Source organism: Corallincola luteus (genome assembly GCF_004336975.1).
GTDB classification, from domain to species: Bacteria; Pseudomonadota; Gammaproteobacteria; order Enterobacterales; family Neiellaceae; genus Corallincola; species Corallincola holothuriorum.
In genome coordinates, this window is sequence record NZ_SJXE01000001.1 from 877760 (window position 1) to 904468 (window position 26709).

Below are 26709 nucleotides of genomic sequence, written 5' to 3' on the forward strand. Positions count from 1 at the left end.
TCATTTTTTGTTAGGAATCGGAATGAATTTGTTAAGCGGTTATTCATTTGGTGTCGGTGCCTTGGTGTCGAAATCTTTGCTGGCGTTCATCACGTCAGTACTCTTTTTATCTCCCATTGTCAGTGCGACTACTTACGAACAAGGGTATGGCTATACCCAACAGCACGGGTTGCAAGAATTTAGTGTCAAGGTTGAGCACACCGAGAGCGGCGATGTTCGTTATCTGTTGCAAGGGGTGACTAAAGATGGTTATCTTTTTGAATCACGCTTTGGTGGTGGTCGAGGCTCTTACGGCACCATAGGTAATGGCTCGGTTGTTTATGATGGTAACCAAACGAATGTTTGGAATGACAATATCTATGTTGATTACAGTGAACAGCGTGTTGATACCACTTATCCCGCCGTATTGTTGGACTTGCACTGGAGTCTGGAAAAAACCTTAGACTTCTATAAGTTGATGGGTAGGGATGGTGTGATTGAAGCCGATCCTAATTTCGTCATCCGCGGTAATATCTCTTCAAGTTGTAACCAATACGGTGAAGCATCCACCCGTTCTAACAATATTTGCTTTGGTAAGCCATCTAACAGCAACGGTGACCAGCCTCACCGTGTCACGTTGGACATCGTCGCGCACGAAGTGACTCATATCGTGGATTCTTCAATCTATCTGGCTGCGGGCAGAGAGGTGGGTTTCTACGAAGGTTTTACCGACCTTTTTGGTACGGCTGTAAAGCGCCACTATCTTGAAGATGCCAGCTATCGTGTAGGTGAAAACAACTTTGCTGGTGGAGTGCCGTATACCTGCGGTACAGAAGGTTCACGACTGCGTGATTTGAGTGCGCCTGTGGTAACGACTTATCGCGGCCAATCTTGGCTAGATAACCAAAACTGCGTCTATGCCGTCGGCTCTCTGATCGGTCATTGGTACTATCTGCTTTCTGAAGGCGGCTCGGGTACCAATGAGCTAGGTAACACATATCAGGTGGACGGCTTTGGCGATAATCTGACGGGCGCCCATATCGCTTATCAGTCATGGGTTAACTTCGACTCAAATACCTTTATGGATATGCCCGCTTATGCAGCGTTTAGCGTACAGCAAGCCGAACTCTTGTATGGTGAGAAAGGCGTGAACACGACCTGTGCAGCTTGGTATGCGGTCGGTGTGGACGTGGAAGCCTGTGACAACGATGTTGACCCAACGCCAGAGCCTGTGACGGTTGAATTTAGTTGCGCGAACGGCCATACCCAGATGGGCCAAAATGTGTATGCCGTAGGTAATGTGGCTGAACTTGGTAACTGGGATCCGAGTCAGGCATTCAAGCTGGAGCCAACAGACTATCCAACGTGGCGTGCTTCATTAGCCGGTTTCGAGTCCAATCAAGCCATCGAATGGAAGTGTATTAAGCGTGACCTTGGCGCTGTTGAATGGCAGGGGGGTAGCAATAACACATTGACTACGCCAGCTAGTGGTTCAGTTGCCACCCAAGGCAGCTTCTAGTTTACTTTAGCCCTCGGAGCGTGACCTCCGAGGGCTTTGTTATTATTGTCCCAAATCGAACAAAATTTCTCCATTCGTCTCTTCGCATACAATACGTTTTCTTTTTATTCAGTAACTTACCTGCGGAACACGCCTTGCAACTGTTCAGTGTTTAATGAACCACTGAAGAAGGAAGTGCACTATGGCGACAGTCTATTTTTCGTCTCCGACCATGCGTAAGAACAAAAAGGTGACTGCGGTTGCTGGTAAACGTAATGCCCTACTAGGTTTGGCAGAAGAGAACGGTATTAAGATCCCCTGTGAATGCCGTGATGGCGAGTGTGGATCGTGTTTGGTGAAGGTGACGCATCTTGATGGTGATCGCGTGAAGGCGGTGATGCTGACGGACAAAGAGCGTTCCGTGCTTAAATCTGTGGGTAAATTGCCACCCCATGAAGCTGAGCGCGCGTCAGTCCATGATGTCCCCCCAACCTACCGTCTTGCCTGTCAGACTATCGTCACCGATGAAGATTTGTTGGTTGAATTTACCGGTGAGCCTGGTGGAGCGTAATTAGATAGACAATACGCAGGTTGTTTAATCCAGAAGTCGCTGATAGGCGACTTCTTCTTCCTTGGCGATCACAGTGTGAGCAAGCGCAAATATTCATTCATATGACACTAAAACTACACTCTTGAGATCAAGCATTCGACGGTTCCTTCCTCCCATATTTTCCACCTTCGAGTAGAGTGCTGTAAGCGGCGCAAGCATCGGTATATTTGATGGTCATCATCTCGCGATGAGATCAACAAACTAACATGGTGAACGGTTTGCGTTTGGTGGCTATTTTCAGGAGTGTCTGATGTTCAACAGGAATAGATTCAAAATGGGGAGCGCGGGTTTGTTGCTTACCCCACTGGCATTGCTTATGTCTGGTTGCGGCGGCAGTAGCGGTGGTGGTGACGATCCCGAACCACCCGTTCCAGACTCATTTACTGTTTCAGGCACGGCCACCGGGTTGCCGGATTTTGGGCTGCTTACTGTTTCATTGAATGGCGGTTTGTCAGAGCCGGTACTCGTCGGTAATGCCAATGACCTGTCGGGTACTTTTCGCTTCCCAGATCGCTTTCAAGTCGGTGATAACTATGCGATCAGTTTGAGTGAACTGCCATCTCGTACGGCTTGTATTGTTGAGAACGGCAGCGGTGTTATTGCGGAAGCTAACATCGAAAATATTGTTGTTAGCTGCGAAGCGGTCCCCCTAGCGCCGAATGAAAGAACCTTAACGGGAACGATTTCTGGTTTAGATGACAACACTAGCGTACAGCTATCGTTGAATGGCGAAGAGTTTTTAGACGTCAACCACAATGGCCGCTTTATGTTCCAGAGCGCTATGGTTGATTTCCAGAACTATGAGATTGATGTTGAGCGAGATCCTGCCCGACAAGAGTGTGAGATTGAAAATGGCGAGGGAGTGATTGACGGTGACAATATCGTTGATATTGCTGTCCGTTGTGAGCAGGATGATTCTGCCTCTGTTTTTGCAACAGACCGCCTGCATCGCTTCCGCATTACGATGACAGCCCAAGAGTGGCTGGCATTCGTACTGGACACCGAGCGAGCACGTTATACCAATCGCGATGCCCATGGCTGGAGTTTGTGGAATTTGTGGACCCACAGCGAAGTCTATCGTGAAGTCAGCCTGGAGTATCTTGATGATAACGGCGATGTGATCGAACAGTTAGATCACGTGGCATTCAAGATGCGCGGAAACACCAGTCGCCAGTGGCCTGAAGAGTGGTATCAGCAGGACGATGACAGCTGGACGGCGAAGCCTCGCCGGTTCCATTTTTCATTGAAGTTTGACGAAGAGTTTGATGACGACGAAAGCGTGTATGCCTGTATTGACGATGACGGTCAACCTGCCGCTGTGAACAATGGGCATTGTAATAATCGTGTTGGTCGCGATGTGCCTGAAGTAACCGCGAATGACGGCCGAGAATTCAACGGCGTCGAGAAACTCTATTTTAAATTTAATAAAGACGATCCAGGCTATCAGCGCGAAATGTTAGCGCATGACGTGCTTAATAGCGCAGGTGTACCGACCGGACGTATGGCCCATGCCAGTGTTGAGTTAGTGATCACGGGTGAGCAGGGTGAAACCCTGTATGACCGGCCATTACCTCAGGTATATAACATGGGCGTGTTTATGATGGATGAGCCTATCGACAAGCCCTATCTAAAACGCTACTTCGGCGAGAATGGTTACCTGTTCAAAGTGGGCGGTGGTGATCTCAGCACCGCGGATGCGGCGAACCCGAACTGTGTACCTTATGAGGATGGTTCCGGCTACATCAATAGTAATTTCTGTTTAATTGGTGTGGAGAAGTCAGACCCTGATGACAGAGAAGATTGGTTAGGCACGGCCAATTACCTAAATCCTGACTACGTGAATAGCGATATTAACGATCAAGGTGGCATGGCGTCGCAGTTCGCCCCTTATCGCCCCACTTATGATATGAAGAGCAAGAAGAAGTCGATTGCTGATGCCAGAGTCGATTTGCAGAACTTCATGACTTTTGTACAGGGACGCCCCAGTGTTTCTCGTTTAGCTGAAGAGTTTGATATTGATGGTTTTGTGCGTGCGCAGGCGGCTGATATCGTTATCGGTGCGGTGGATCATTATGTCCGCGTTGCCAATAACTACTATCTCTACCTCAACCCTCTGACCGAAAAGTGGACGTACTTGACCTACGACTATGATTTCAACTTCCGTGACAATCATCCTGTGGCGTGGGGAAGTAATGTCGAAGCGTTTCAGAATGTGGCAGGTAGTTATGCGCTCCCTGGCACAGGTGAAAGAGATTGGCACAGCGAGCGGATGTCAGGTGTGACACCTATTTTGTGGGATATTGTGTTTGCTGAAGCGGTCTATCAGCGTCGGCTTCTGCAGGAGATCAAGCGCATTCTTGATGCCCAGATGGATTGGGATAGCCAGTTGGCGCCTAAGCTCAAACAGCGTCGTGAAATGATCGAAGCGGTAGTATTGGCCACCGACGCTGCTCACCCGCAAGGCTGCGAACAGATCTACGACCGTCGTGCGATTGATGCGGATGCAGGGACTGAACTGTGTGATGCGGGCGACGTATCGATGAAAGTGTTTATGCAGCAAAAAGTCGCCGCACTGCGTGAGGAGTTAGCTAAGCATGGCATTGAATAGTGCTGCGTAACTAACTACTGTTGTTTACTAAAAACACCGTCTTGTTGGTACTATCAAGACGGTGTTTTTTTATGTTAAAGGTAATTAAATAATATTAGCGTATCTCGTTTAATTCTATCAGTGATTTACTCTGTTTTATCTTTATCGAATCAGAGATTAATAAAGGTGAGTTGGCGGAAAATTTTACTTGGCCTGAGAGAGTGCCGAAGCCAAGCATCTCTTCGCTATTGAGGAAGTCCAAAACTAAAATACTGGTTCTTAGTGGGTTGCCAGTATTCTCCAGAACACTTTTCCCGTACATTTTTTCCATTAATATGACTTCTGACACCAGGGTGCTGAAATTATCATATCCAACGTAATCGTCTAGATAGAGACTAGCATTGAAACTGTCAATACTTTCAGTGAGTTGCTCTATCTCTGGTGTTAGAGAGTACAACGGGATAACGGTATTGTCTGCGGGGCCAATCATCATCCACTGAATACTATTTACCCGAGGATGATCTAAAAAGTATTCGAAAAATGCATGCTCAATATCAGGAGTGATACTTATTTCTCTTGCGTAATAAATACCGTCATCATCTGCCCCTGTGAGGGTGACCTCTTCATTTTGATACTGGTTTGCAGAGCAAAGTTCTTCAGTTAGAGGTTCAGAGAATGAGGTGTTTTGCGCGATTAGCCATGAAATATCGTTATTTGTAGAGTAGCTATTTAGCTGACAGTAGTGATAGTAAATCTGATCGCTGCTTAAGGTATTGGGCAAATAGGTTGCACTGCCGTCAAAGTCTGAATCATGGTAAATAAAATCTTTATCATCAAACAGATTTACTCTTTGACTGGCGTCACCTAAATATCTTGTTGTACTTGCTCTTTGAGTGAGATGAACAGATGCATCACCATCAGCATCTGAGACTATAGAGAACTTACCGTAGAGATGCCCTGTTCCATCAGCCAAAGGCGCTTGAACTGTGATGGTAGTGGGTTCGCTGTAGCTTTCTAAGCACAGCATTTGGTTAGTTTGCCAGCTGTAATCATCTAAACGAGTGGGGTTAATCGGATTGCTGTTAAAGCGTCCGTCAGCGAGTATTGGTTCATCGGCGCTTACTGTAATGGTAACGCCTAGATTTTGGCACTCGCACCCGCCAGCGGCTTCTCGGTAGGTTGTCACTTTTTGGTCTTGCACCGGTATCCGCTCAAACGTATCTATATAGATGACATCTCCGGACAAGGCGGCTATTTTTTCTTTGATAATAGAATAGGTCACTTGGCTGGCATTGGTTTCAATTATCATTAGGCCATTTGCGTCAGCATCAACGATTTGATTTACGCCGCCATTTTTATCGTGCAGTACTAATTGGCTATTGGGGTTTGGGACTTCGTCACCACATGCATTCAAATATGTACTGGTGACAGTTAAGCTGGTGGCCTGACCTCCGCCTGAAGAACTACCTCCGCTTCCACCACATGCGGCAATTAAAAATGAAACTGATAAGGGGAGTATACGCAAGATTTTCATACATCAACGTCCTTGAATTAGTAAAATAGATATCTCCTGTTGACGGAATATACAGGAGTTAAATGTGAATTATCTAATTTTCTTATTATGCGAGTGAGCTAATTAGCTGATGCAACCAGTCAGATGCACGTTGATGATAAAGCAGGTAGATCTCCTCTTTGGCGGGAGCGGGGGAGGTTGTCATCTCAACCTGTTGCAGTTGCCACTCTCGAAGCAAAAAATCGGGCAGATAAGCAATCGCCTGTCCACTTCTCACCAGTTGTCCCAGTACAGCGTAGTCATTGACTACCCAGCCAATTTTTCGCGGTAGCAATGGGTCGTTCCAGCCATCACAACCTTGCCCACGCTCTTCGCCACAAAAAGGCGATATATGTGGTGTCGCGAAGGGATATTTTAAAACCTCTTCCGCATTGGCTGCCTGTGATATCCCTTTGTTCGACCGGCGATCCTGCAGCGCTTGCGCCAGAGGATGGTTGCGGCTGATCGCTGTTTGCATGGTTAACGAGCCGAGAGGCTGGCTCATTATATGGTCCGGCAGTGATTTGAGCTGGGTTCCTGTAACCAAAGCAAGGTGCACGTCACCCTGTTTTAGGCGTTGTAACGCCTGTTGTTCAAACAGTGTGTCGACCTCCAGCGTGCTGGCCGCAAGTTGCTGACGCAGACACCGACTGATTGGGCTAAGCCAACGATATTGAAGGATGGCTGGAGCCGCAATTCTGCATATTAGCGCCGTCGACGAGTGGTTTAGTACTCGTTTGGTTTGGTGTGCCAGTTCAACTAACTCTCGGGCTTTGGGTTGAAGTTGTTCACCATGTTGATTTAACCGCAGGCTTTTTCCTACGCGGTCAAATAGTGATACCTGTAGTGATGCTTCCAAGCGCTTTAATGCTTTAGATAGAGCACTCGGGGTGACATCAAGCGTAATTGCGGCCTTCTGCAGACTGTTCGTTTGGGCGATGAGTAAAAACTTCTCTAAATCTGCTATTTCCATATCGTTGTTAAAAACTCTTTATTGGAAACGATTTGGACTCGATTTTAGCTTAATCTCGCCATGGTTATTAGTGTGGGTGTTTGAATTGGTGAGGGGATATCTGATGGGAAAGCGTAAATTGTGCCGCGCGGCAGTGGCGGGGAGCTGTGTTGCTTTTATCTGCTGGTTGTTGGCGGGTGGCTCTGCGATGGCGGGTAGCGTAAATCATGCATCTGTGACTGCTGGCCATGATCATTCGGTAGGCATTCACGGCATGGTGTTGGTTAAAGTGGCAGATGTTTTTTATGCTTCTCATCTGCCGCTGCATGGTAGCAAACACGCACATCAGATCATTATGGCAGTGGATATCGAGAGTTTGCCGCCCGATTTTATTAATGCACTGAATAGTCAGCAACTGGTCACTCTCGCTCCAGAGGCGTTCTCGCTAAACCAACTACAGGCAGGAGAGCTGTTGCAATTTCAAGCCACGCTATATCTTGGGCATTTTGAGCGCGGCGGCCAGCCGTTTAAAAAACAGGTCACAGTTAAGGTCGCAAGTCGGTTGCTGATGACAGCGTTACAGGATGGAGAAAATGGGTCCTTTTACCAAGTAGAGTTAAATAGAGATCATGCCCTGTTGGTACACCGTATCGGACAACGACCAAGCTTTGATCAAATTATCTGGGTCAGTCGTCGCGCCCCTCTTTTGCGGCCTGAGCCGCCTATGGAAGTGCAACGTGAAGACGATGAGGCCGCTAGTGCGCCGTTATATCGTTTATCTAAAGGCGGTAAATTGACTCGCAGCGATGCCGAGAACGGATTGCCGGGGTGGCGTTGGCAAGCAGAACTGTATCTGGAAACAAGGGATTTTCAATAAGCGTAGCGTTGTCTATAGTAGGCCGCTTAATGTTATTAGCCTTCCATTTGATCTGAGTTCAGGTTTGAAACTAAGGCGCGGGGATATGCTCAACAAGTTAAGCCGCACCTTCACTCCTGTATTTTTCAGTCATGAATGGCGGTACCAAGTTGTATTCGCTGTGCTTAAGGTCCAGCAGAGACACAGGCATAGCTAGCCAATAGAGGTGGATACAACACCCTTTAAGAGGACTATATTCCAGTGAGAACCAAACTATTAACCCTTGCTGCAGCCGTTGCTGTGGCAGCAGGATGCTCAGACGTGTCAGAACCGAAACAGCCGCAAAGTGTAGATATGCCGGTCGAAGTAGCCGAACAGGTTGCCGGAGTGGTGGAATCTAACCCGCTGATGTCGATCAGCCCACTGCAGTACCAAGCGCCACAATTTGATCAGATAAAAAACGAGCATTTTAAGCCAGCGTTAGTGGCAGGTATGGCAGAGCAATTGCAAGAAGTTGATGCCATAGCCAATAACCCTGAGCCTGCCACATTTGATAATACCTTGGTGGCACTAGAAAAAACCGGTGCGTTGCTCAATCGCGCTTCTCTAGTGTTTTATAACTTGGCAGGCTCCAGCAGCAACGAAACCATTCGTGCCATACAAGGTGAGTTAGCGCCTAAGATGGCTGCCCATCGCGATGATATCTATCTCAATAAGGCGCTGTTTAAGCGCGTCGACGCACTGTATCAACAGCGAGAAAGCCTCGGTTTAGATGCAGAATCGTTACGTCTGTTAGAAGTTTATCACCGTGATTTCGTGATGGCTGGGGCGCAGCTTAACGATGCGCAACAGCAGCAGATCCGTGATCTGAACGAACAGGAAGCGACCCTGACTAACAACTTCCGCCAAATGCTGATGGCACAGCGTGATGAAACCGCTGTGGTTGTTGATAGTGTGGACGAGCTGGCGGGGTTGAGCGAAGGCCAAATCGCCATGCTCAAAGCGGCGGCTGATGAGAAAGGTTTAGACGGCAAGTACCTGATTTACATTACCAATACGACACGCCAGCCGATCCTGACCAATATGGATAATCGTGCGTTGCGTGACCGAGTATGGCAGGCGTCTGTTAATCGCGGTATCGCGGGTGAGAATGCCACTTATCCATTGGTACAGCAGTTAACCGCATTACGTGCTGAAAAGGCTAAATTGCTCGGTTTTGACACCTGGGCGGATTACCGTTTAGCGCCTGCCATGGCTAAAACGCCACAGGCGGTACGTGACATGTTCAGCTCGATGGTGCCAAAAGTTGCTGCCAATGTTGAGCGTGAAGCTGAAGCGATCCAACAAATGATCGTTGCTAAAGGCGAAACATTTAAGCTGCAGCCGTGGGATTGGGCGTATTACGCCAATCAGGTGCGTGCCGAGCGTTTTGCGCTGGATGAATCAGAGGTGAAAGCTTACTTCGAATTTAAGAGCGTACTGGAACAGGGCGTGTTCTTCACCATGAACAAGCTGTTTGGGGTGACGTTTAAGCCACGTCCAGATCTGCCTGTTTACCATGAAGATGTGCTGGCCTATGAAGTCTTTGATGCCGACGGTAGCAGCCTAGCTATCTTCTACGGTGACTATTTTGCCCGTGAAGGTAAGCGTGGCGGTGCCTGGATGAGCGCCTTTGTGAAACAAAGCGGTTTGCTCGAAGCAAAGCCGGTCATTGTTAACGTGATGAACATTGATAAAGCGGCCGCGGGGCAGCCGACGTTGGTGAGTTATGATCATGCCACCACCATGTTCCATGAACTGGGCCATGGCTTGCACGGTATGTTCTCTGATGTGAAATACCCAAGCTTGTCTGGCACCTCAGTGAGCCGTGACTTTGTTGAGTTCCCATCCACCTATCAGGAAGATTGGGCAGCAAATCCAGAGGTACTGGCGAACTATGCCCGTCACTATAAAACTGGTGAGCCGATGCCAAAAGCCTTGTTGGATAAAGTGCTAGCGTCACGCAGCTTTAATCAGGGTTACGACACCATGGAGTACATGGCCGCGGCCTTGCTGGATATGGAGTGGCATTCATTAGCCGTTGACAGCAAGGTGGAAGATGTCGCCGCGTTTGAAGCGGACGCGTTGGCAAAGAATGGCGTTAAGCTGGATTATGTATTGCCACGCTATCGTTCAGGTTACTTCTCCCATGCGTTCCCTGGCGGCTATTCCGCTAGCTATTACGCCTATATGTGGAGTGAGATCCTGGCAGCTGACGCGTTTGCGTATACCCAGCGCAGCGGTGGTTTAAACCGCGCCAGTGGTGATAAATTCCGCAAACATGTGTTGTCGGTCGGTAATAGCATCGATCCTATGGAAACTTACAAAGCGTTCCGCGGTGAAGCCCCTAAAACAGCAGCGCTGTTAGAGCGTCGCGGTTTGCTGTAACGCCTAAGCGTTATTGAACAAAGCCAATCTAGAAGCCGGTCATTGACCGGCTTTTTTGTGTCTATTTCATAAAGTCGTTATTTTGAATTACCGGTGAGCTTAACTGTTCTAATTTTAGGCGATAAAGCAGAGTTCTTGGGGCAGAGGTGTCAACTAACCTTACTTATGTTGTGGTTAATTTGTCTCAAGGAGGATGTATGAAAAAGGGCTATTTGTTTATTTTAGTGTTGTTTAGCAGCCTGCTCTTCTCCAGTGCAAGCTTGGCGAGATTGATCGAGTTCGACATTCGGGGTACTGAATATCGAGTGGACGAGTTTCACGATCCGCTGCCTAACCGATCCATTACCGGTAGTATTTATTACGATATAGAGATGACCCAGATGGTAGCCGGCGTGTTACAGATGGGAAGTGATATTTTTGTTTATGATCGTAGCCGTGGTGTTGGTGGCTCGAGTTTGGTTGGAGGCGCGTATTATGCGTGGATGTTCATAGATTTTGATATCAGCTTTGTGTCCCTTTCTAACCCAGAAAATCGCGTTCATTGGAGTCGGAATCAATATGAAATATGGGGTGTTTATGATGCTATACCTTGTTTTGAGGACGATTCATTACCTTGTTATTGGGGGGTTGGGATTGGTGATGAGGAAGTATGGGCGGCCGCCATTGCCAATGGTAGTAGACTGGATGCTTTTCCCGTCTATCAAGACTCCTATTATAGTAACGGAGTAACAGGGGATATGTGGGTAGCCCCACCAGAAGAGGGTGGTTTTCGCTTTGTTGATGAGGTTCCGTCTGTTGTTGTGCCTGCGACCCCGTCTTTGCTACTGGCGATGTTCACCATGGTTGGTTTGATCGGTACACGTAAATATCATTAATCCGTCATTTACATCCAGATTAAGCCGATCCGTGATCGGCTTTTTTTGTATCTAGTCGCTGTGTTTTCTACAGTACAATTCGAAACTGGGCGCAGAACTAACACTGCCGATGCAAATAACGACCTTTCGCCATCAGGTTCATCATCAGTTCATTGACGTAGCTTTTTTGGATCTCGCTGTTGGCTTGTTCACGCAGTGCGAGCAGTGGCTTGAATGCGTAGTGTAGGCAGATAGCTCTGCGCTCGTGCTCTAGTTGCTCATCAGTAAGCACGTGCATCAGTTGACTGATTCGCTCCAGATGAATAAACCACATAAGTTCAGAGGTCTCACCCGGATGGAGCGGTTGCGTTGCAAGCCAGTTTTCTAATGCAGCTTGTGCATCTTTATCTTCACCTTGAAGCACTGCCGCTGGAAGAGAGGGTTGAGCAGGTTGAGAGAGATACATAATGAGCCCCTATGTGTCGGATTTACGCGAACGAACGATCTAAAAAACAGCAAGATACGAATGATAATGATTATCATTGCCTTGTTTTGGGTGTCCGTCAAGGTAACTCATCGGTTAGTTTGATCTGTCGCAATAGGCTGATGCTTTATCGTTTGGTTTGACGGGCCAGTTCAACGAAGCTCTTCAGGTGGGTGAGATCGGCATCGCTTTGTCTTATGCCCACGGCTATTTGTTTATGGATCCCTTGTTGACCAATGCTGATTGCTTCGATAGGCAGGCCTTGTGCGGTTTCTTCAAATAACCACGCGGGCAGGGCAGACACTGCTCGCCCCGCAGCCACCATCTGCAACATGATGTCGGCGGTTTCGACGGTCTTATGTTGCTTCGGCATCACTTGCGCGGGTTGGAGAAACTGGCTGAAGATATCTAAACGCTCTTTTGCTACCGGGTAAGTAATTAGCGTCTGGTCGCTTAGCATCTCTGGCGTAAGCTGCGTAACACTACTTAATGGATTGTCCTTATGCACCACTAAGACCTGCTCATATTCAAATACAGGGCTAAATAAGACGCCCTCTCGCTGGATCGGATCGGGGGTAATAAGCAGATCGATATCATGAGAGAAAAGTGCGCTGATACCGCCGAACTGAAATTCCTGGCGTACATCCAGATCGACATCAGGCCAACGCTGCATGTAAGGCGACACGACTTTAAGTAGCCAGCGATAGCAGGGGTGGCACTCCATCCCGATGCGCAGGCTGCCACGTTGACCGTCGGCAAACTGCTGCAGTGTGCGTTCAGCGTGCTCGAACTGCGGTAGCAAGCGATTGGCGAGTGACAACAGATAACTTCCCGCTTCGGTTAACTGTAAGCGTCGCCCGTGCTTTTGCCACAGCGTGACACCGGTTTTTTGTTCCAGTTTTTTGATCGCGTGAGTCAGGGCTGATTGTGTCAGGCATAGCTGTATGGCTGCCTCTGTGAGGGTGCCATGCTGATCGATCGCGCGGAGGATGTTCAGGTGATGCCGGTCAAGCATGGTTGCGATCCTTTTTATGAATTAAATTCATCTATTGATAATAAATTATCAATATTCCTCACCATTGCAAGGCTCTAGCATACGTCTATCAAATGAATATTGCTGGAGACAACTAATGATCACCACTCATAACCTCGGCTTTCCTCGTATCGGCAGCCATCGCGAGCTCAAATTCGCACTTGAATCTTTTTGGCGCGGTGAGAGTTCTGCGAAGGATTTAACGGATACTGGCCGCCAACTGCGGATCCGACACTGGCAGCATCAGAGTAAGTTGAGCTTTGTGCCTGTGGGGGATTTCTCGTTCTATGATCAGGTATTGGACATGAGTGTGATGCTTGGTCATCTGCCTGCGCGGGTGCAGCAAAGCCAAGGCTCTGTGCTGGATAAGTATTTTCGTATTGCACGCGGCAGAACGGCAGGTGACAGCGATTGTAGCTGCGTTCGAGCAGGCGAGATGACCAAATGGTTTGATACCAATTATCACTATATTGTGCCCGAAATTGATGGTGATACTGCGTTTTCGTTGGATCCTGAACGCTTGTTGCAACAGGTTAAGGAAGCGCAGGCCGCTGGTTATCGTGCCAAGCCGGTAATTATCGGCCCAGTTACCTATCTTTGGCTGAGTAAAGTTAAAGACGATACCGATAAGTTGTCATTGCTGAGTAAATTGCTGCCGCAATATCTGGCCCTGCTGAATTTGTTGTTTGAAGCAGGGGTGAGTTGGGTTCAGATAGATGAACCGATCCTGGTGACCGAGCTTGATCTCGATTGGCAGCAGGCGTTGCAGCAAAGTTATGCTGCTTTGGCGGCTTCTCCAGCGAACGTGTTGCTGGCTACTTACTTTGGTGCACTTAAAGACAATTTGGCACTGGCGGTATCGCTGCCCGTTGCAGGGCTGCATGTCGATGGCTTGGCTTGTGGTGATGAAGTCGATGGGTTGGTGCAACGCCTAACCAACGATCAAGTTTTATCGGTGGGGGTGATTAACGGCCGCAATGTCTGGAAGACCGATTTGAAGCAGACGTTGAACTGGCTACAACCTATTTATCAGCAATTAAAAGGGCGTTTGTGGTTAGCACCCTCCTGTTCGCTATTGCATGTTCCGGTTGATCTGAGTACCGAAGCGGCGATGGATCCTACTTTGCGCTCGTGGTTGGCATTTGCGCAACAAAAGCTGGAGGAGTTGAATTTACTTGCTGTTGCGTTAAGTGACGGCGAAGACAAAGTGGCACGTCAGTTGAAGGAAAATCAGCTGGCTATCGACAGTCGCCGCCAGTCTGATTTAGTTCACTGTGACGCGGTGCAGCGACGCCTGCAGGGGGTTAATGAGTCTGATGCGGAGCGCTATTCTGGCTACACTGCCCGTGCGGCACAGCAGAAAAAAGCGTTGGATCTACCGTTATTCCCTACGACCACCATCGGCTCTTTTCCGCAAACCGCGGAGATCCGCGCTATTCGCCGCCAGTTCAAAGCGGGTGATCTGACAGAGCAAGACTACAAAACCAAGGTACAACAAGAGATAGCCGCTTGTGTGGCTGAACAAGAAGCGTTGGGGTTGGATGTGTTTGTGCACGGAGAGCCTGAACGAAATGACATGGTGGAGTACTTCGGTGAGCAGCTTTCTGGCTATGGCTTTTCGAAATATGGCTGGGTTCAGTCTTACGGTTCCCGTTGTGTAAAACCGCCCATTATTTACGGTGACATTGCCCGTACTCAAGCACTGACTGTTGATTGGACAAGCTACGCCCGTTCACTAACGAACAAGCCAATGAAAGGCATGCTTACAGGTCCCGTCACTATGCTTAACTGGTCATTCGTTAGGGATGATCAATCTCGTGAACAAACCTGTCGTCAGCTGGCATTGGCTATTCGTGATGAGGTGCAAGCGCTGGAAGCTGCCGGTGTGAACATTATTCAGATCGATGAAGCGGCATTGCGAGAGGGCTTACCGCTGCGGCGCAGTGAGTGGCAGCACTATTTAGATTGGGCTGTCGGTAGCTTCCGTTTGGCTGCGAACGGCGTGGCCGACAGTACGCAGATCCATACCCATATGTGCTACTCGGACTTCAATGACATCATGCCGTCGATCGCGGCGATGGACGCCGATGTCATCACCATTGAAACATCGCGTTCCGATATGGTGTTACTGGATGCCTTTGATCAGTTCAGTTATCCCAACCAGATCGGTCCCGGTGTCTACGACATTCATTCGCCAAATGTACCGAGTGCCGAACAGATGGTTGAGTTGATGCAGCTAGCGGCAGAGCGGATCCCAGCTGAACGGTTGTGGGTAAATCCTGATTGTGGTCTTAAAACTCGGCGCTGGGAAGAGGTGAAGCCAGCACTTAAAAATATGGTGCAGGCAGCAGAGCAACTGCGAGAGTCTTATGCTGAAGCAGTATAACGCCAACTTGACTCTAGATTAGTAGATACAGAGATTATGTTTATTATAAATAACGCCAAATACTTTTGGCGTTATTTCTTTTGGAAAAGTTTAGAGTTAAGCATTTATATTTAATTTTACTTGTTTAGGTTTTTATTTCTCACTCTCACCCTAAATCTTATTCTTGTTATTTAATTTATCCTATTTAAAGCACTCCCTGTATTAGGGTAACTTGTTGTTTTTGTTCTGTTAGCTTTATGTTGACCGAATGTTTTTAATAAGAAAGAATTATGTTTCTCTGGATTCGTTTAAATATATTAATACTTATTCTAAATTAGTTTTCTTATTTATATTGCCAGATAAATAATTTCTAATTAAATGTAGGGTCTATTTATGAAAAAACTTTATGCGGGGATGCTGTTGGCGTTTGGCCTATCCTCCTCACTCGCACACGCAAGTCAGTTTAGTGATTGGCAACCTATCACTAAGGCAAAGCGAGTAAAAGTTGAAATGACTGAGTTGGCTAGCCGCTCAAGTGACGGTAGTCGTTATGCTGTCGATATTGATGCATTGAGTGATTTACTGTTAAACGTTGATGGCGACACTGTCATTACATTGCCTTTACCAGATGGCACCTTCTCAGACTTTATTTTGACTCCTTCAGATGTTTTACCTGAGTCACTCCGCAAAAAGTTTCCTAATATGCGGACTTTTACCGGCGTTGAGTCTGGTGAACCTGATAATTGGGCGCGTTTTGAAATCACACCTTCCGGTTTTCACGGCATGCTAGTACGTGACGGTGATGTGTTATTTATTGATCCTGAATATCGTAGTAATAAACGTGAATATATTTCTTATCGACGCACGGATGCGTTACCTCTGTCTGAGCAGGTGAAACAAGATCGTCATGCACCACGTTTGATCCCTCTTGCTGAACGTGCAGAGCAAATCGTGGTAGCTGCCGCGGCGGGAGATGCAGTATTAAAACGAACATATCGTATTGCTGTATCGGCTAACGGCGAGTACACGCAGTTTCATGGGGGTACTGTTGAAAGCGGCTTAGCTGCTGTCGTCACCATGATCAACCGGGTGGATGGTATCTATATGTCTGAACTCGGTATTCACTTGACACTGGTCCCTGAGAATGACCAGCTTATTTTCACAAACCCCAGCACCGATCCATTTAGTAATGATGGCGGCGATATTGATCGTAACGCCAGTGCTATCAATAGTCGTATTGGATCTAACGCCTATGATATCGGCCACGTTGTGACAACGGGTAGTGGTGGGTTAGCCTATTTGGGAGCGGTGTGTTCTAGTTATAAAGCGGGCGGAACCACAGGCAGTGGGTATCCGGTTAATGACTCTTTTCACGTAGATTACGTTGCTCACGAAATTGGTCACCAGTTTGGTGGCGACCATACGTTTAATGGTTACAGGGGGTCATGTAACGGTAACCGTGCGAGTGGCAGCGCTTATGAGCCGGGCAGTGGTAGTACGATCATGGGCTATGCCGGTATCTGTAGCGGCATTAATACACAAAACAATTCAGATCCGTTTTTCCATTCTCGTTCACTGGATCAAATCCGTAGCTACATTGCCAGTGGCGGCAATTGCTCACAGAACTCATCGACAGGTAATTCTGTGCCTTTAGTCAACGCAGGCACCAACTACACTATTCCTGCGAATACACCGTTTACCTTGACTGGCTCGGCGTCTGATGGCGAGAGTGACACGCTCACTTATGAGTGGCAACAATTTGATCTGGGGCCGCGTGAAGATGATGCCAGTGATATTCGTGATGATGGTCAGCGGACGATCTTCCGGGCCTGGAAACCAACGAATGAACCATCAAGAACCTTCCCGAGAATGCAGGATGTGTTGGACGGTTCAACGGTACTTGGGGAGTCTTACCCTACAACCAATCGCGATATGACATTCCGTTTGATCGTGCGAGATGGCAAAGGGGGCACACATTATGACACAACGAAGGTGACGGTTAAAAATACCGGTGCAGCCTTTGCCATGACCTATCCCAACGGCGGAGAGAGCGTGGCTGCGGGTACTCGTGATATTACCTGGAATACGGCGGGTACGTCGGGCGCACCTATCAGTTGTGCAAGTGTTGATATCGCCTTGTCTACCAATGGTGGTGCAACGTTCAGTCAAACGTTGGCTTCGGGCGTTGCGAATAGTGGCAGCGCATCAGTGGTATTTCCCAACCAGAAAGTGTCAGCTGCTCGTGTCAAAGTAAGCTGTAGTGATAACGTGTTTTTTGCGGTCAGCGCGAATGACTTTGCTATTGATTCCGATGGTGGAAGTCAGTGCCAAATACCTGCCACGCCGAATCAGCCAACTGCTGATGTCATCGATACGAATACATACACAATCAGTTGGAGCGCCGCTGCTAACGCCGAAACCTATCAAGTTCAAACCTGGAAGGAAGGCGATGAGTGGCAAGACTACTCAGTAACCGAACTAATGACAGCGACTATTTCTGATGAGCAGGCGATGTCATATGCACGTGTTATTGGTGTGAATAGCTGTGCTGAACGAGGGACAGCTTCAGCCTATGTTGAAGTCGATTTGAGCGGTGAACCATGTACCGCACCAGTGAAGCCATCAACACCGGTTGCAAGTAATGTGGGCGCAAACTCCTATACCATTTCTTGGAACGCCGTTAATGGCGCAGCGTTGTATCAAGTGCAGCGTTGGAACGATACAGCCAAGCAGTGGCAAGATTTTAGGAGCGTCACAGAGACTCAATTGACGGTAAACGATGAGACGGATGCCGTCGTTTATCTCCGTGTTATTGCGGCAAGCAATTGTGGCTCGCTTAGTGATGCATCTGGTTATGTGACGATCAATCTTGTTGCTGAACCCTGTGATGAACTGCCTGCCACAAATCGACCCACTGTCACCGATGTTGGTGGTGCGGCATATACCCTTTCATGGGGCTCAGTGAATGGTGCAGCTTCTTACCAGGTGCAAACCTGGAGTGGAAGTGAATGGCTGAACTACCAAACCACCACTGAAACCACTTTCACCGTTACAGGCGTCAGTGAGCGAACAGCCTACGCGCGTATTATTGCTATCAATGAATGCGGAGATAGAGGTAAAGCGTCTGCCTACGCCACGATTCAGTTAACGGGAGGAGGTGATGTTTATCAGGGGGTTATCTCTAGTTCTGGCGGCAGTGTTGTTGAGCCAAACGGGAACTACTTCCAATACAACGGTGGTACGTTAACGGCGACACTGGAAGGGCCTGAAAACGCTAACTTTGATTTATACCTGTATAAGTGGAATGGTCGTAACTGGGTTCGGATCCGTGTTTCTAATAGCGGAGATTCTAGCGAATCCATCAGTTATCAAGCCGGTTCAGGTTATTACTACTATCGCGTTTATAGCACGCAAGGTGGTGGTAGTTACACTTTGAGTATCGTTAAGTAAGTTCGTTCAGAAGCGCAGCTTTATCAAGGTCGTCCCTCAATGAAGCTGCGCTTATTTTACTGTTCAGACGTCTTAATCTAAAACTCATGGTTCAAAATCAACCTATTCATTAACTAGGTAGTTATTAATGGCAAATATAAAATGGGTGATTGGTGGAAGCATTATCACGTTAATCGTGATCGGTGTAGTCAGCCAATTGACTCTTAATGTAGGCAAGCCTGCCGACAAAAAAGTGTTAAAGCATGCTGACAACTTATCTCGTCCTGAAGTTACTCCTGAAGAAGCAATTTTAGACCCTATGCCGCCAGGACTTGAAGATGCTGAAGCGGCTATGCCAGTGCCACCAGAGGTGCCCGTCGATGAAATTAATCCATCATCACCGCCCCCTGAGGAGGTATCCCCAGCGCTGTTTGCAGATGATGCGCAATCGGGGCCAAACGGCGGTGTTGGTGGTCCACCACCGGAAAGTGGACCGGGTCAGTAATTCTGCTTTAGTGGAAGCCTTTTTTAAAGCAGGCCTCCAGTTTCCCCATGCGCATTGTTACCACGAATAAGCTATAAAAATCGAGGTGTTAGAGATAGTTACTCGTCTTTAAAAATAGCTACATAGGTGTTTTCCGAGCTGTTTTTATAAGCACGGTACATACCCGCGGTGTTGAATGGCATGCTGATGTTGCCTTGGCTATCCAGGATGATGACACCACCCGTCCCACCCGCTTCGGGAAGCACTTGGTGGATCACCTCATAGCCTGCTTGTTCAATGGTTTTATCTTGGTAGGCCACGCGGGCGCAGATATCAGAAGCCACGGCATAACGGATGAAGTATTCGCCATGACCGGTGGCAGAAACCGCACAGGAGGCGTTGTCAGCAAAGGTGCCTGCGCCAATGATCGGCGAGTCACCGACGCGGCCAAACTGTTTGTTAGTCATGCCGCCCGTGGAAGTACCTGCTGCCAGATTGCCCAAGCTATCTAAGGCGACGGCGCCGACCGTACCCATTTTGAATTTAGGGTCGAGTAAGTCGTGTGCGGCTTGATAGTCGGGTGTTTTCTCCATTGCATCACGTAGCTTCTTTTTGGTTTTCAGGAGTGCTTCATATCTATGCTCGGTGTTGAACATGGCGTTGTCGACCATAGTTACGCCGCAGGCTTTAGCAAACGCTTCAGCTCCTTCACCACTGAGCATGACATGGGGTGAGCGTTCCATAACCAGTTTGGCCAGATCGATCGGGTGTTCGACATGTTTGACGCCAGCAACGGCACCGGCTTGACGGTTGCTGCCATCCATAATTGAAGCATCCAGCTCATGGGTTTCTTCGGCGGTATAAACCGCACCGACACCGGCGTTAAAATAGGGAGAGCTTTCAAGTACGTTAATAGCCGTGGTGACGGCATCGAGACTCTTTCCGCCTCTCTTCAGTACGGCATAGCCGGCCTCTACCGCTTGTTTCAGTGTGGCACGATAAGCTTGCTCTTGCTGCGGCGTGAATTTGGCCTTCTCTATGGTACCGGCGCCACCATGAATGACGATGGTGATGGGCACGGCCGTTTCGTCCTGAGCATGGCATGTTGGTATTAATAAGTTGATTGCTAATACTGCGAGGATCGTTAAACAAGCTCTCATTACATTCGCCCGTATCTACTGAAAAGATAATGTGTTGCGTAGCACCATTTAACCATACTTCTTTATTTGAAAAGGCTAAATTTCGTAAAGAGATGCGCCACTCTTTTGGCTGCTATTTAATAATCAAAATCAGCCATAGCCCCATGATGCATAACAAACTAAGAACAAAAGCCAGCATGCGGTGCAGGGGGTGATTGTAAGTGAGGTGGATCGCGGCGTGGACGAGGCGGCACCCCACATAAGCCCAGCCTAAGGCGATGGTGAGTGTGCCAGAAAGATTCATGACAATGGTTAAAATGCCTGCCGCATAAAATAACACGGGTGTTTCGAACAGGTTAGCGACATGGCGTCCAGCCTGAGCCACATGGCGGGGCAGTCCGTCACCCTCCATCAGGCGGAAATATTTGGCATCGACTTGCTTATTGGCTACCGAGCGTACGCGGATCACTGCCATGTAGACAAGCACCAGCATGGTTAACATCACCATGGCAAACATTGGGTAGAGCATTTCGTTATCCTCCAGATATGGGAAGTTAGCCGTGTCCTTGGGTGATCGCTATTAATTTTTCTACGCAGCACTTTGCCGCGTTTTCATCTTTAAAGGTGAACGCAATACCATAATGGATAGGGTTGGCGGATTTGTGAACTCGGGTTGGAAATCGCGTCATTTCAGAGTAATGACAATAGCCCGCTTTGGACTTAACGCCATCAATGCTGTTCAAGTCACTTAGGAATAGCTCGTAGGCTGGACGAATAATCAGTTGTGCAGCGTCATTTTCGACAAACATATAAAACGCTTCTTTTGAATCTGGCAGCATATATTCAGTGATTTTTTTGATACTAAAATTGGTACGGCAGCCGAGCTCTGTTAATACCGTATGCATCTGGTTCTGACTAATCGGCAAAGTAGTGTTCCTTATATATGTTTGTTCTGTCTTCGGCGTTTTGGTTAAGCTAGATAGCCCGTGTGACATCTATATTAATGAGTGTTTTTATTTGCTTACGATGCAAGCAGCACTTTCACCGGGATCTTCCAGGTTCGGGTGATATTTTCCATTCGATAGACATACTGAAAGCCAATTTCCCAATGAAAGCTATTGTTGCTCAGAGGATTGTTGGTTCTGATGATTTCATCTTTAGGTACATCAAAACGAAAATGAAGCAGAGATTTTCCTGCCTGTAACTCAATCTCAACGGTTGTGGTGGTAGACCAAAGCTCTGCAGCACTATTGCCCGAGGTTTGACTGTGGGATGTGCATATAGAGGATAATTTTAATGTGGTTATTCGCTGAAAGTCGGGTTGGTTGATTGATATTGTTCCGCTTAAAAGAGTCGACTCTGAACTGCGCTCGACGTGAAGCGTGAGTGGCGTGATGCCGAGCATCATAAATTTTCGGTTTTGGAACTTTCCGATTAAGAAAAACAGGCCGGTCATCGCCAAAAATGGTGTGATAAAAAACAGCGGTTTGAGTGATATTTCGTTTCGTATGATTGAAATAGCTGATAACAGGCACACTGTGAACATGAGTCCGGCAAGAATATAAAAGACCTTTCCGACAGACTTTTCTTGGCTGTTAATCACGGCTGCGTTACTGATAAGACTCACCCAAATTCTGTGCTGTCCAATTCCAGCACGTTAGCGTTGCAACCATCCTAACCTAGATTCGTTGTATTGGCTTGTATCCGGTTTTGGCAGAGTAAACAAAGAGAGGACACCTCGATTTGGTGCCCCCATGGGTAGTTGATGGCTTTTTTTTAGCAGGAAGATGTCGACGGTCATTATCTATTGCTGATACTCGTAAGCTCCAATGTCGAAAAATTCTCCACTAGGTCTTGGATTTCCCTCTACATCAGTATGCAACCACTCTGTTAAGTCAATGCCTAGATCAACGGTGGCTGAATCAGGTGACGGCACTATTAGGTCAGGAAAAGGGATCTCAGGCGGCACAACATAGTTTGCTTCTGCTTGGAACGGGGCTGAGAACATCAACATATTCCCGCGTAGGTCAATGAATGCCGCGGGAGAGCCGATAACTTGATTGACATTTAACTCTATCAATTCTGCAGCATCTTGTAAGTGATTGAGTAGTTGCAAATTATTGGCGACTAAGGAGGAGGTGTTATCAGGGTTATCTAGCTTTAACAAACTTGGTAAATCAATCAGCGTATTGTTAGCTATCACGTTATTATAACTGTCATTGCGCATCTCTGAACCATGTACGCTCTGGTCAAAAAACAGGGTGTGCCCCATCCCTTTCCCTCTAACGACGTTATTCTTAAATTCTCTCGTGCAATGACTATTTTGAGCCGATGAAGCCACCCTTATTAGCGCCGTATCATCGGTGCTTTCGTCGTACATGATGTGGCTTTGTTCAACCGTGATGTGATTTGAGCTTATGACTAGCGAACCATCGCAAAGACCATCAGCGAGAAAAGCCTCTTTGGACACTTTTCCCAGTACAGTAATGTCACTGTTGTCGACTATGCCGCTGTTTAGGGTGAGTGGCATGTCTCTGAGATAGAGCTCGATATTGGCTAAGCGAAGAGATTGTGGGTTTTCAATGGTATATGAGCTGTGTTTTCCCTGATAATTGGTTTTAGTCAACCAAACTGCCGTGTTATCTCCTCGGAGGTTGATCTCCTCAGCAATATTCAGAGCGCCAATATAAATACCTTCGGGCAACACAAGTTCAGTTGCTGAAGCCGAAATAGCATCATTAATCAGCGATTGTAAAGTGTCAGTACTTTGGCCAAATGCCAGGGTTCGCTCTACTTTACTCTCAATGCTGGTGCCAGAAGAAAACAGTGACGTTATCTCCATTTGTACTTTCACGCTGCCTTGAGTCTCCGGCACCTTGTACTTGATAGCGACGTCATTTATGTCGGTGAGGCTACCCTGACATGTTAGTTTTAGCGGCCCCTCGATGCTGCATTTAGCCCCATTTAACCCTGCGCGAAAGCTGAGTGGGGCAACGGCTACTTTGTTTTCATCCATCTCGATCGTCACTGTGTAGCTATCGGCCTCAGCGTAAGTGACGGGCTCAAGTTGAATGGGATAGAACAAGTTTTCCACCCAGAGATCATCAAGAATATAAGCTTGGCTGCTGGAAGCGACGTTTGGTGGTAATGGTTTACCAAGAGCAACGTAGCAAAAGTCATTCGCATCCCAAGGCGGATCGAGGGGACGTGTTGATTGCGTCTTAAGTACTGCACAGCTGCTATGTGCAACCTCGCCCCCCGTTATGGTCAGTTTATTTTTTGGAGCGCGGGCGAATGCGGAAAATTTTGTTGGTAGTAGTGGGCATTCTATACGGTTGCCTAGCTCGTCACTGACCACGGCACAGTCGAGTTCCGTGTCTAACTCATAGCTATCACGACCTTCTGGAAATTGAACCGTCATGTCAATGTTGGGCACTAACTGAGCGAATGTGGTGGTGAACTCGGCGGACATCTCGAAAACAAACGGTTGCGAGTAACCATAGGGTATAAAGTACTCGCGACTGTCACCAAAAAACTCACGTTGGGTCGGTGTCGGTCCAATATATTCGATGCTAAAACCTTTAAGTTTTGCGCTGCCCGTTCCCGTGGAGGGATCTTGTGGGTTAGTGAAGAACTGAAACTCCTCAAGATTTGTGAGCCCTTCACCATCCGTGTCGATGGATGCGTCATCTATTTCCGGATCTAAGCCATAGATAGATTCCCAGCTATTCCACATGCCGTCGTTGTCTGTGTCGTTCAAATCTAAAGGATCAGCATAATAAACAAACCAGGATGGTACCTCTGCAATGAGTTGAGGCTCTTCTTGAACAGGCGTGAGGAAGATGTCTATGGGGGTTGTAGATCTGCGATATTCAGGCTCTTTATCAGGTTCTATTCGATTGGTTAGGGTGACTGCCGTCGTTGGTGTGGAGAGTGAGATCGTTCCATCCGACTGATAATCAATAACCCCCGGAATATCACTAAAAAAGACATAACTGTTGAGGCCCGCATTATCCGACACACTTCTATAACCGCCGGGGGCTGTGTTGGAGTTGCCATATTCTATGTTGAATATGGCATCATCGGACGAGATCGTTACCTTACCTAATTTATGGTGATAGATATTGCCGGTGATCTTTGTGTGTTTGAGGTGCTTCGAAGAGATATTGTCTGCCGGTTTGCAATCGGTGTCGACGACCAGCTCTTCGAGCAGAACGCCTTCATCCTCCATGTTTGTAGTGACGCTAATATTGAAAACCTGAACTTGGTCACAGCGATGTTCACTCTTACGTATCAATTGCACCACGCCGTCATACTGGATAAAGCTGCCATCAGCATAGGTCACTCGCCAGCGGTCAAAATGATAGCGTAAGCTTTTGGGACCCATTTCTGGATCTGTTTCTTCGATCTCTATTGACGATTGGCCATTAAAAGTCACATTGATGAAGTGGTCCCCATCAAAAGTTGGTTGGCCAATGTTGCAGCCCTTGGCAACGGTTTTATAGGTGCCAAGCGTGATCATGGGGCCGAGCTGGCTGGGGACGGCTTCAATACCGAGATCGTTGGTTGCATAACCAGAACCGCTGCGGCATCGCATCGCCTTTAGGCTTTCAAAAGTGTCCCCAGATAGGTGAGGACGTAGTCCATAGGCGGATACAAAATGGGAGAAATTATCTTGCGTAAGCTGTGCGTCGGTGCGCAGGCCTGTGTATCTGAGTTGGGTGGGGACGGGATCCACGGCTTCGCGCCCAAGCTGCTCCTTTTCGTAGTCGTCAATCTCTAGTTGCGCATCGGGCTCATCATCAATGACACTTGATACGACGACTTTTGCAGTGTCTGAGTTACATCCGCTAAGCAGTGTGAGTAACAAACATATGATTAGTATACTTCCATGTTTCATTGGCAACATCCTGAAAAGTTTCAACCAATCGGCATCTATCCAGTGTAGAGGGGTTTATGGCCAGTAGCTAATTTCTAGCTATTGCTTAAAGAAATGAGGGAAAGAGTATTATTACCGACTGATTTTGAAAAAGTTTGGGTAACTAAATCTATAGACATAAATGCCTGCGCAAGCAGAGGCTGGGTCACAAGTTGTATAGCTAAAATTGATTGGCTTTAGTAACTGCTTATATCATTTCGCTGGGATTGCGAAATCATATGGTGCAGCCACTGCTTGGCTTCATCAATATTTGTAAAGAAGGCGTAGGGTAGCTCGGTATTTTCATAGATAGATGTCCAAAAGCTCTCTACTGTCGTGGCATAGTGCGGATCTGCAATAACCACCGCCGTTGCTACTAGGTTGAGTGTTGTGGCATGTCGAATGGTGGTAATCATTGCGTTTTTGGCTTCGATAGGCAGTAGCGGGATCCCTTTCAGCAACACCAAACTGCCCCAGGGATTATCTCGCAGTAGTTCTCGGTAGCTCTGCACCCGCGCTTGGTACTCCATGATCATTTCCATATTGGCCGGGCCTTCACCTTCAATGATCAACAAACCTTCTGATATCGATAACTGAAGCTTGCCATGGCTGGGGAATTGATGGGGTGTCATAGCGCGTCCTTGGCTGGAGAGTGAGCGTGATGACTATAAGAGTAGCAGGTGTGTAATGTTGGAGGAGGAAATTGGAGGGGTGATAAACCTAAGATTAATCGTCGATTCACGGATACCCTAGCGCTGCGGCCAAGGGCATCTCTATGTCAAATCGGGCACTATTTCTGTAACGCCAGTTCGGCAGCTTTTAACAGTAGCTCGGGCTGAATGCGGACTTTGTAGTTCGGATGGACATAATTAAACTGAACTAAGCCCTGTTGATCGACCACATAAACTGCGGGTACCGGCAGTACGATACGATCATCACCCTGCTCAGACGCAAAAACAGCCCCCATTTTACCGCGGTAACGTTCTGCCGTTTTATCATCTAAATAGAACGCCAGACCAAACCCTTGACTCGCTGCCAACGAACGATCCGACAACAGTTGGTAGCCCAGCTCTCGGTCTTTACTGGTTTCGGCTAACTGCACTGGGGTGTCTGGCGATATAGCCAGCAATTGATAACCCATTTTTGCTAACTTGGATTCTATCTCCTGCAGGCCACTCAGCTGCGCATTACAAAACGGACACCAGCCACCACGGTAGAAAATAATCACAGTAGGTTTCTGCTTGCTTAGTTCAAGTAGAGAAATTGCAGTACCTTGCAGATCTTTCACCTGAACATCTGGCACGGTTTGACCATTCATTAATGGGCTGACCGATTCTGCGTCATCGGCGATTTTTGCCATTACGGCGGTGGGAATGAGAATAAGTGCAGCGAGCAGTCCGCCGACAAATTGTTTCAACATGGATAAATTGTCCTTGTAAAAAAGATAGATGTAGCTCGGGCAACGAGACCGATTGTTGCTTGGTTTTCTTTCAGCGCTAGTCAAAAAAGAACAGGTGGTTAGTGGCAAAGCCTAGCAAAGTG

At 47.7% G+C, this 26709-nt stretch carries 20 protein-coding genes; 9 read left to right on the forward strand and 11 right to left on the reverse strand.

Annotation, left to right across the window (positions count from 1 at the left end):
* Positions 1-22 precede the first annotated feature (22 nt).
* From EZV61_RS03875 to EZV61_RS03885, 3 genes are all read left to right on the forward strand, one after another.
* Positions 23-1498, forward strand: coding sequence for a carbohydrate-binding module family 20 domain-containing protein (locus EZV61_RS03875; protein WP_131414390.1), 1476 nt, complete (start codon positions 23-25; stop codon positions 1496-1498).
* 181 nt (positions 1499-1679) lie between these two features.
* Positions 1680-2048, forward strand: a complete 369-nt coding sequence (locus EZV61_RS03880) for a 2Fe-2S iron-sulfur cluster-binding protein (RefSeq protein WP_114338819.1) — start codon at positions 1680-1682, stop codon at positions 2046-2048.
* 289 nt (positions 2049-2337) lie between these two features.
* A complete protein-coding gene (locus tag EZV61_RS03885) occupies positions 2338-4695 on the forward strand; it encodes a CotH kinase family protein (RefSeq protein WP_131414391.1) in 2358 nt (785 codons plus the stop codon).
* 94 nt (positions 4696-4789) lie between these two features.
* On the opposite strand, the gene EZV61_RS03890 is transcribed toward EZV61_RS03885, so the two are convergent.
* Together EZV61_RS03890 and EZV61_RS03895 are read right to left on the reverse strand one after the other, a co-directional pair.
* Complete coding sequence (locus EZV61_RS03890) at positions 4790-6208, reverse strand: hypothetical protein (protein WP_131414392.1); 1419 nt, start codon at positions 6206-6208, stop codon at positions 4790-4792.
* A gap of 85 nt (positions 6209-6293) precedes the next feature.
* Positions 6294-7199 (reverse strand): LysR family transcriptional regulator, encoded by a 906-nt coding sequence (locus tag EZV61_RS03895; RefSeq protein WP_131414393.1) that lies wholly within the window; start codon positions 7197-7199, stop codon positions 6294-6296.
* Between the two features lie 103 nt (positions 7200-7302).
* On the opposite strand from EZV61_RS03895, the gene EZV61_RS03900 reads away from it, so the two are divergent.
* The 3 genes from EZV61_RS03900 (at position 7303) to EZV61_RS03910 (ending at position 11336) form a co-directional block, all read left to right on the forward strand.
* Positions 7303-8055, forward strand: coding sequence for a hypothetical protein (locus EZV61_RS03900; RefSeq protein WP_131414394.1), 753 nt, complete (start codon positions 7303-7305; stop codon positions 8053-8055).
* 240 nt (positions 8056-8295) lie between these two features.
* The gene (locus tag EZV61_RS03905) at positions 8296-10461 is read left to right on the forward strand and encodes a M3 family metallopeptidase (protein ID WP_240695143.1); all 2166 of its coding nucleotides are present in this window, start codon (positions 8296-8298) and stop codon (positions 10459-10461) included.
* Positions 10462-10658: 197 nt separating this feature from the next.
* On the forward strand, positions 10659-11336 hold the full coding sequence (locus EZV61_RS03910; protein WP_131414395.1) for a hypothetical protein: 678 nt from the start codon (positions 10659-10661) through the stop codon (positions 11334-11336).
* A gap of 97 nt (positions 11337-11433) precedes the next feature.
* On the opposite strand, the gene EZV61_RS03915 is transcribed toward EZV61_RS03910, so the two are convergent.
* Both EZV61_RS03915 and EZV61_RS03920 read right to left on the reverse strand, forming a co-directional pair.
* Positions 11434-11781: a hypothetical protein gene (locus EZV61_RS03915; RefSeq protein WP_114338815.1), complete on the reverse strand. Its 348-nt coding sequence runs from the start codon at positions 11779-11781 to the stop codon at positions 11434-11436.
* Positions 11782-11926: 145 nt separating this feature from the next.
* Complete coding sequence (locus EZV61_RS03920; RefSeq protein WP_130566546.1) at positions 11927-12814, reverse strand: LysR family transcriptional regulator; 888 nt, start codon at positions 12812-12814, stop codon at positions 11927-11929.
* Positions 12815-12929: 115 nt separating this feature from the next.
* Here EZV61_RS03920 and metE point away from each other — a divergent pair, with 115 nt between their 5' ends.
* From metE to EZV61_RS03935, 3 genes are all read left to right on the forward strand, one after another.
* Entirely contained in the window at positions 12930-15218 is a 2289-nt protein-coding gene (gene metE, locus EZV61_RS03925; RefSeq protein WP_131414396.1) for a 5-methyltetrahydropteroyltriglutamate--homocysteine S-methyltransferase, read from the forward strand.
* Positions 15219-15590: 372 nt separating this feature from the next.
* Positions 15591-18647, forward strand: coding sequence for a reprolysin-like metallopeptidase (locus EZV61_RS03930; protein ID WP_131414397.1), 3057 nt, complete (start codon positions 15591-15593; stop codon positions 18645-18647).
* 127 nt (positions 18648-18774) lie between these two features.
* Entirely contained in the window at positions 18775-19131 is a 357-nt protein-coding gene (locus EZV61_RS03935; RefSeq protein ID WP_131414398.1) for a hypothetical protein, read from the forward strand.
* A gap of 98 nt (positions 19132-19229) precedes the next feature.
* Here EZV61_RS03935 and EZV61_RS03940 read toward each other — a convergent pair whose 3' ends face one another.
* The 7 genes from EZV61_RS03940 to EZV61_RS03970 form a co-directional block, all read right to left on the reverse strand.
* A complete protein-coding gene (locus EZV61_RS03940; RefSeq protein WP_131414399.1) occupies positions 19230-20270 on the reverse strand; it encodes an isoaspartyl peptidase/L-asparaginase family protein in 1041 nt (346 codons plus the stop codon).
* A gap of 112 nt (positions 20271-20382) precedes the next feature.
* Positions 20383-20778 carry an MAPEG family protein gene (locus EZV61_RS03945; protein WP_114338809.1) on the reverse strand — a complete coding sequence of 132 codons (396 nt, stop codon included), beginning with the start codon at positions 20776-20778 and terminating at the stop codon, positions 20383-20385.
* Positions 20779-20803: 25 nt separating this feature from the next.
* A complete protein-coding gene (locus EZV61_RS03950; RefSeq protein WP_165419313.1) occupies positions 20804-21175 on the reverse strand; it encodes a hypothetical protein in 372 nt (123 codons plus the stop codon).
* A 95-nt stretch (positions 21176-21270) separates the two neighbouring features.
* Positions 21271-21852, reverse strand: coding sequence for a hypothetical protein (locus EZV61_RS03955; RefSeq protein WP_131414400.1), 582 nt, complete (start codon positions 21850-21852; stop codon positions 21271-21273).
* A 201-nt stretch (positions 21853-22053) separates the two neighbouring features.
* Positions 22054-25149, reverse strand: a complete 3096-nt coding sequence (locus EZV61_RS03960; RefSeq protein WP_131414401.1) for a choice-of-anchor Q domain-containing protein — start codon at positions 25147-25149, stop codon at positions 22054-22056.
* Positions 25150-25364: 215 nt separating this feature from the next.
* Entirely contained in the window at positions 25365-25799 is a 435-nt protein-coding gene (locus EZV61_RS03965; protein WP_131414402.1) for a hypothetical protein, read from the reverse strand.
* 158 nt (positions 25800-25957) lie between these two features.
* Positions 25958-26587: a peroxiredoxin-like family protein gene (locus EZV61_RS03970; RefSeq protein WP_131414403.1), complete on the reverse strand. Its 630-nt coding sequence runs from the start codon at positions 26585-26587 to the stop codon at positions 25958-25960.
* Positions 26588-26709: the final 122 nt, after the last annotated feature.

Coding starts and splice junctions, on each gene's coding strand:
- EZV61_RS03970 (WP_131414403.1), bottom strand. CDS start 26,587: ATGTTGAAACAATTTGTCGGCGGACTGCTCGCTGCACTTATTCTCATT.
- EZV61_RS03930 (WP_131414397.1), top strand. CDS start 15,591: ATGAAAAAACTTTATGCGGGGATGCTGTTGGCGTTTGGCCTATCCTCC.
- EZV61_RS03875 (WP_131414390.1), top strand. CDS start 23: ATGAATTTGTTAAGCGGTTATTCATTTGGTGTCGGTGCCTTGGTGTCG.
- EZV61_RS03900 (WP_131414394.1), top strand. CDS start 7,303: ATGGGAAAGCGTAAATTGTGCCGCGCGGCAGTGGCGGGGAGCTGTGTT.
- EZV61_RS03915 (WP_114338815.1), bottom strand. CDS start 11,781: ATGTATCTCTCTCAACCTGCTCAACCCTCTCTTCCAGCGGCAGTGCTT.
- EZV61_RS03935 (WP_131414398.1), top strand. CDS start 18,775: ATGGCAAATATAAAATGGGTGATTGGTGGAAGCATTATCACGTTAATC.
- EZV61_RS03880 (WP_114338819.1), top strand. CDS start 1,680: ATGGCGACAGTCTATTTTTCGTCTCCGACCATGCGTAAGAACAAAAAG.
- metE (WP_131414396.1), top strand. CDS start 12,930: ATGATCACCACTCATAACCTCGGCTTTCCTCGTATCGGCAGCCATCGC.
- EZV61_RS03910 (WP_131414395.1), top strand. CDS start 10,659: ATGAAAAAGGGCTATTTGTTTATTTTAGTGTTGTTTAGCAGCCTGCTC.
- EZV61_RS03890 (WP_131414392.1), bottom strand. CDS start 6,208: ATGAAAATCTTGCGTATACTCCCCTTATCAGTTTCATTTTTAATTGCC.
- EZV61_RS03920 (WP_130566546.1), bottom strand. CDS start 12,814: ATGCTTGACCGGCATCACCTGAACATCCTCCGCGCGATCGATCAGCAT.
- EZV61_RS03895 (WP_131414393.1), bottom strand. CDS start 7,199: ATGGAAATAGCAGATTTAGAGAAGTTTTTACTCATCGCCCAAACGAAC.
- EZV61_RS03885 (WP_131414391.1), top strand. CDS start 2,338: ATGTTCAACAGGAATAGATTCAAAATGGGGAGCGCGGGTTTGTTGCTT.
- EZV61_RS03940 (WP_131414399.1), bottom strand. CDS start 20,270: ATGAGAGCTTGTTTAACGATCCTCGCAGTATTAGCAATCAACTTATTA.
- EZV61_RS03960 (WP_131414401.1), bottom strand. CDS start 25,149: ATGAAACATGGAAGTATACTAATCATATGTTTGTTACTCACACTGCTT.
- EZV61_RS03965 (WP_131414402.1), bottom strand. CDS start 25,799: ATGACACCCCATCAATTCCCCAGCCATGGCAAGCTTCAGTTATCGATA.
- EZV61_RS03945 (WP_114338809.1), bottom strand. CDS start 20,778: ATGCTCTACCCAATGTTTGCCATGGTGATGTTAACCATGCTGGTGCTT.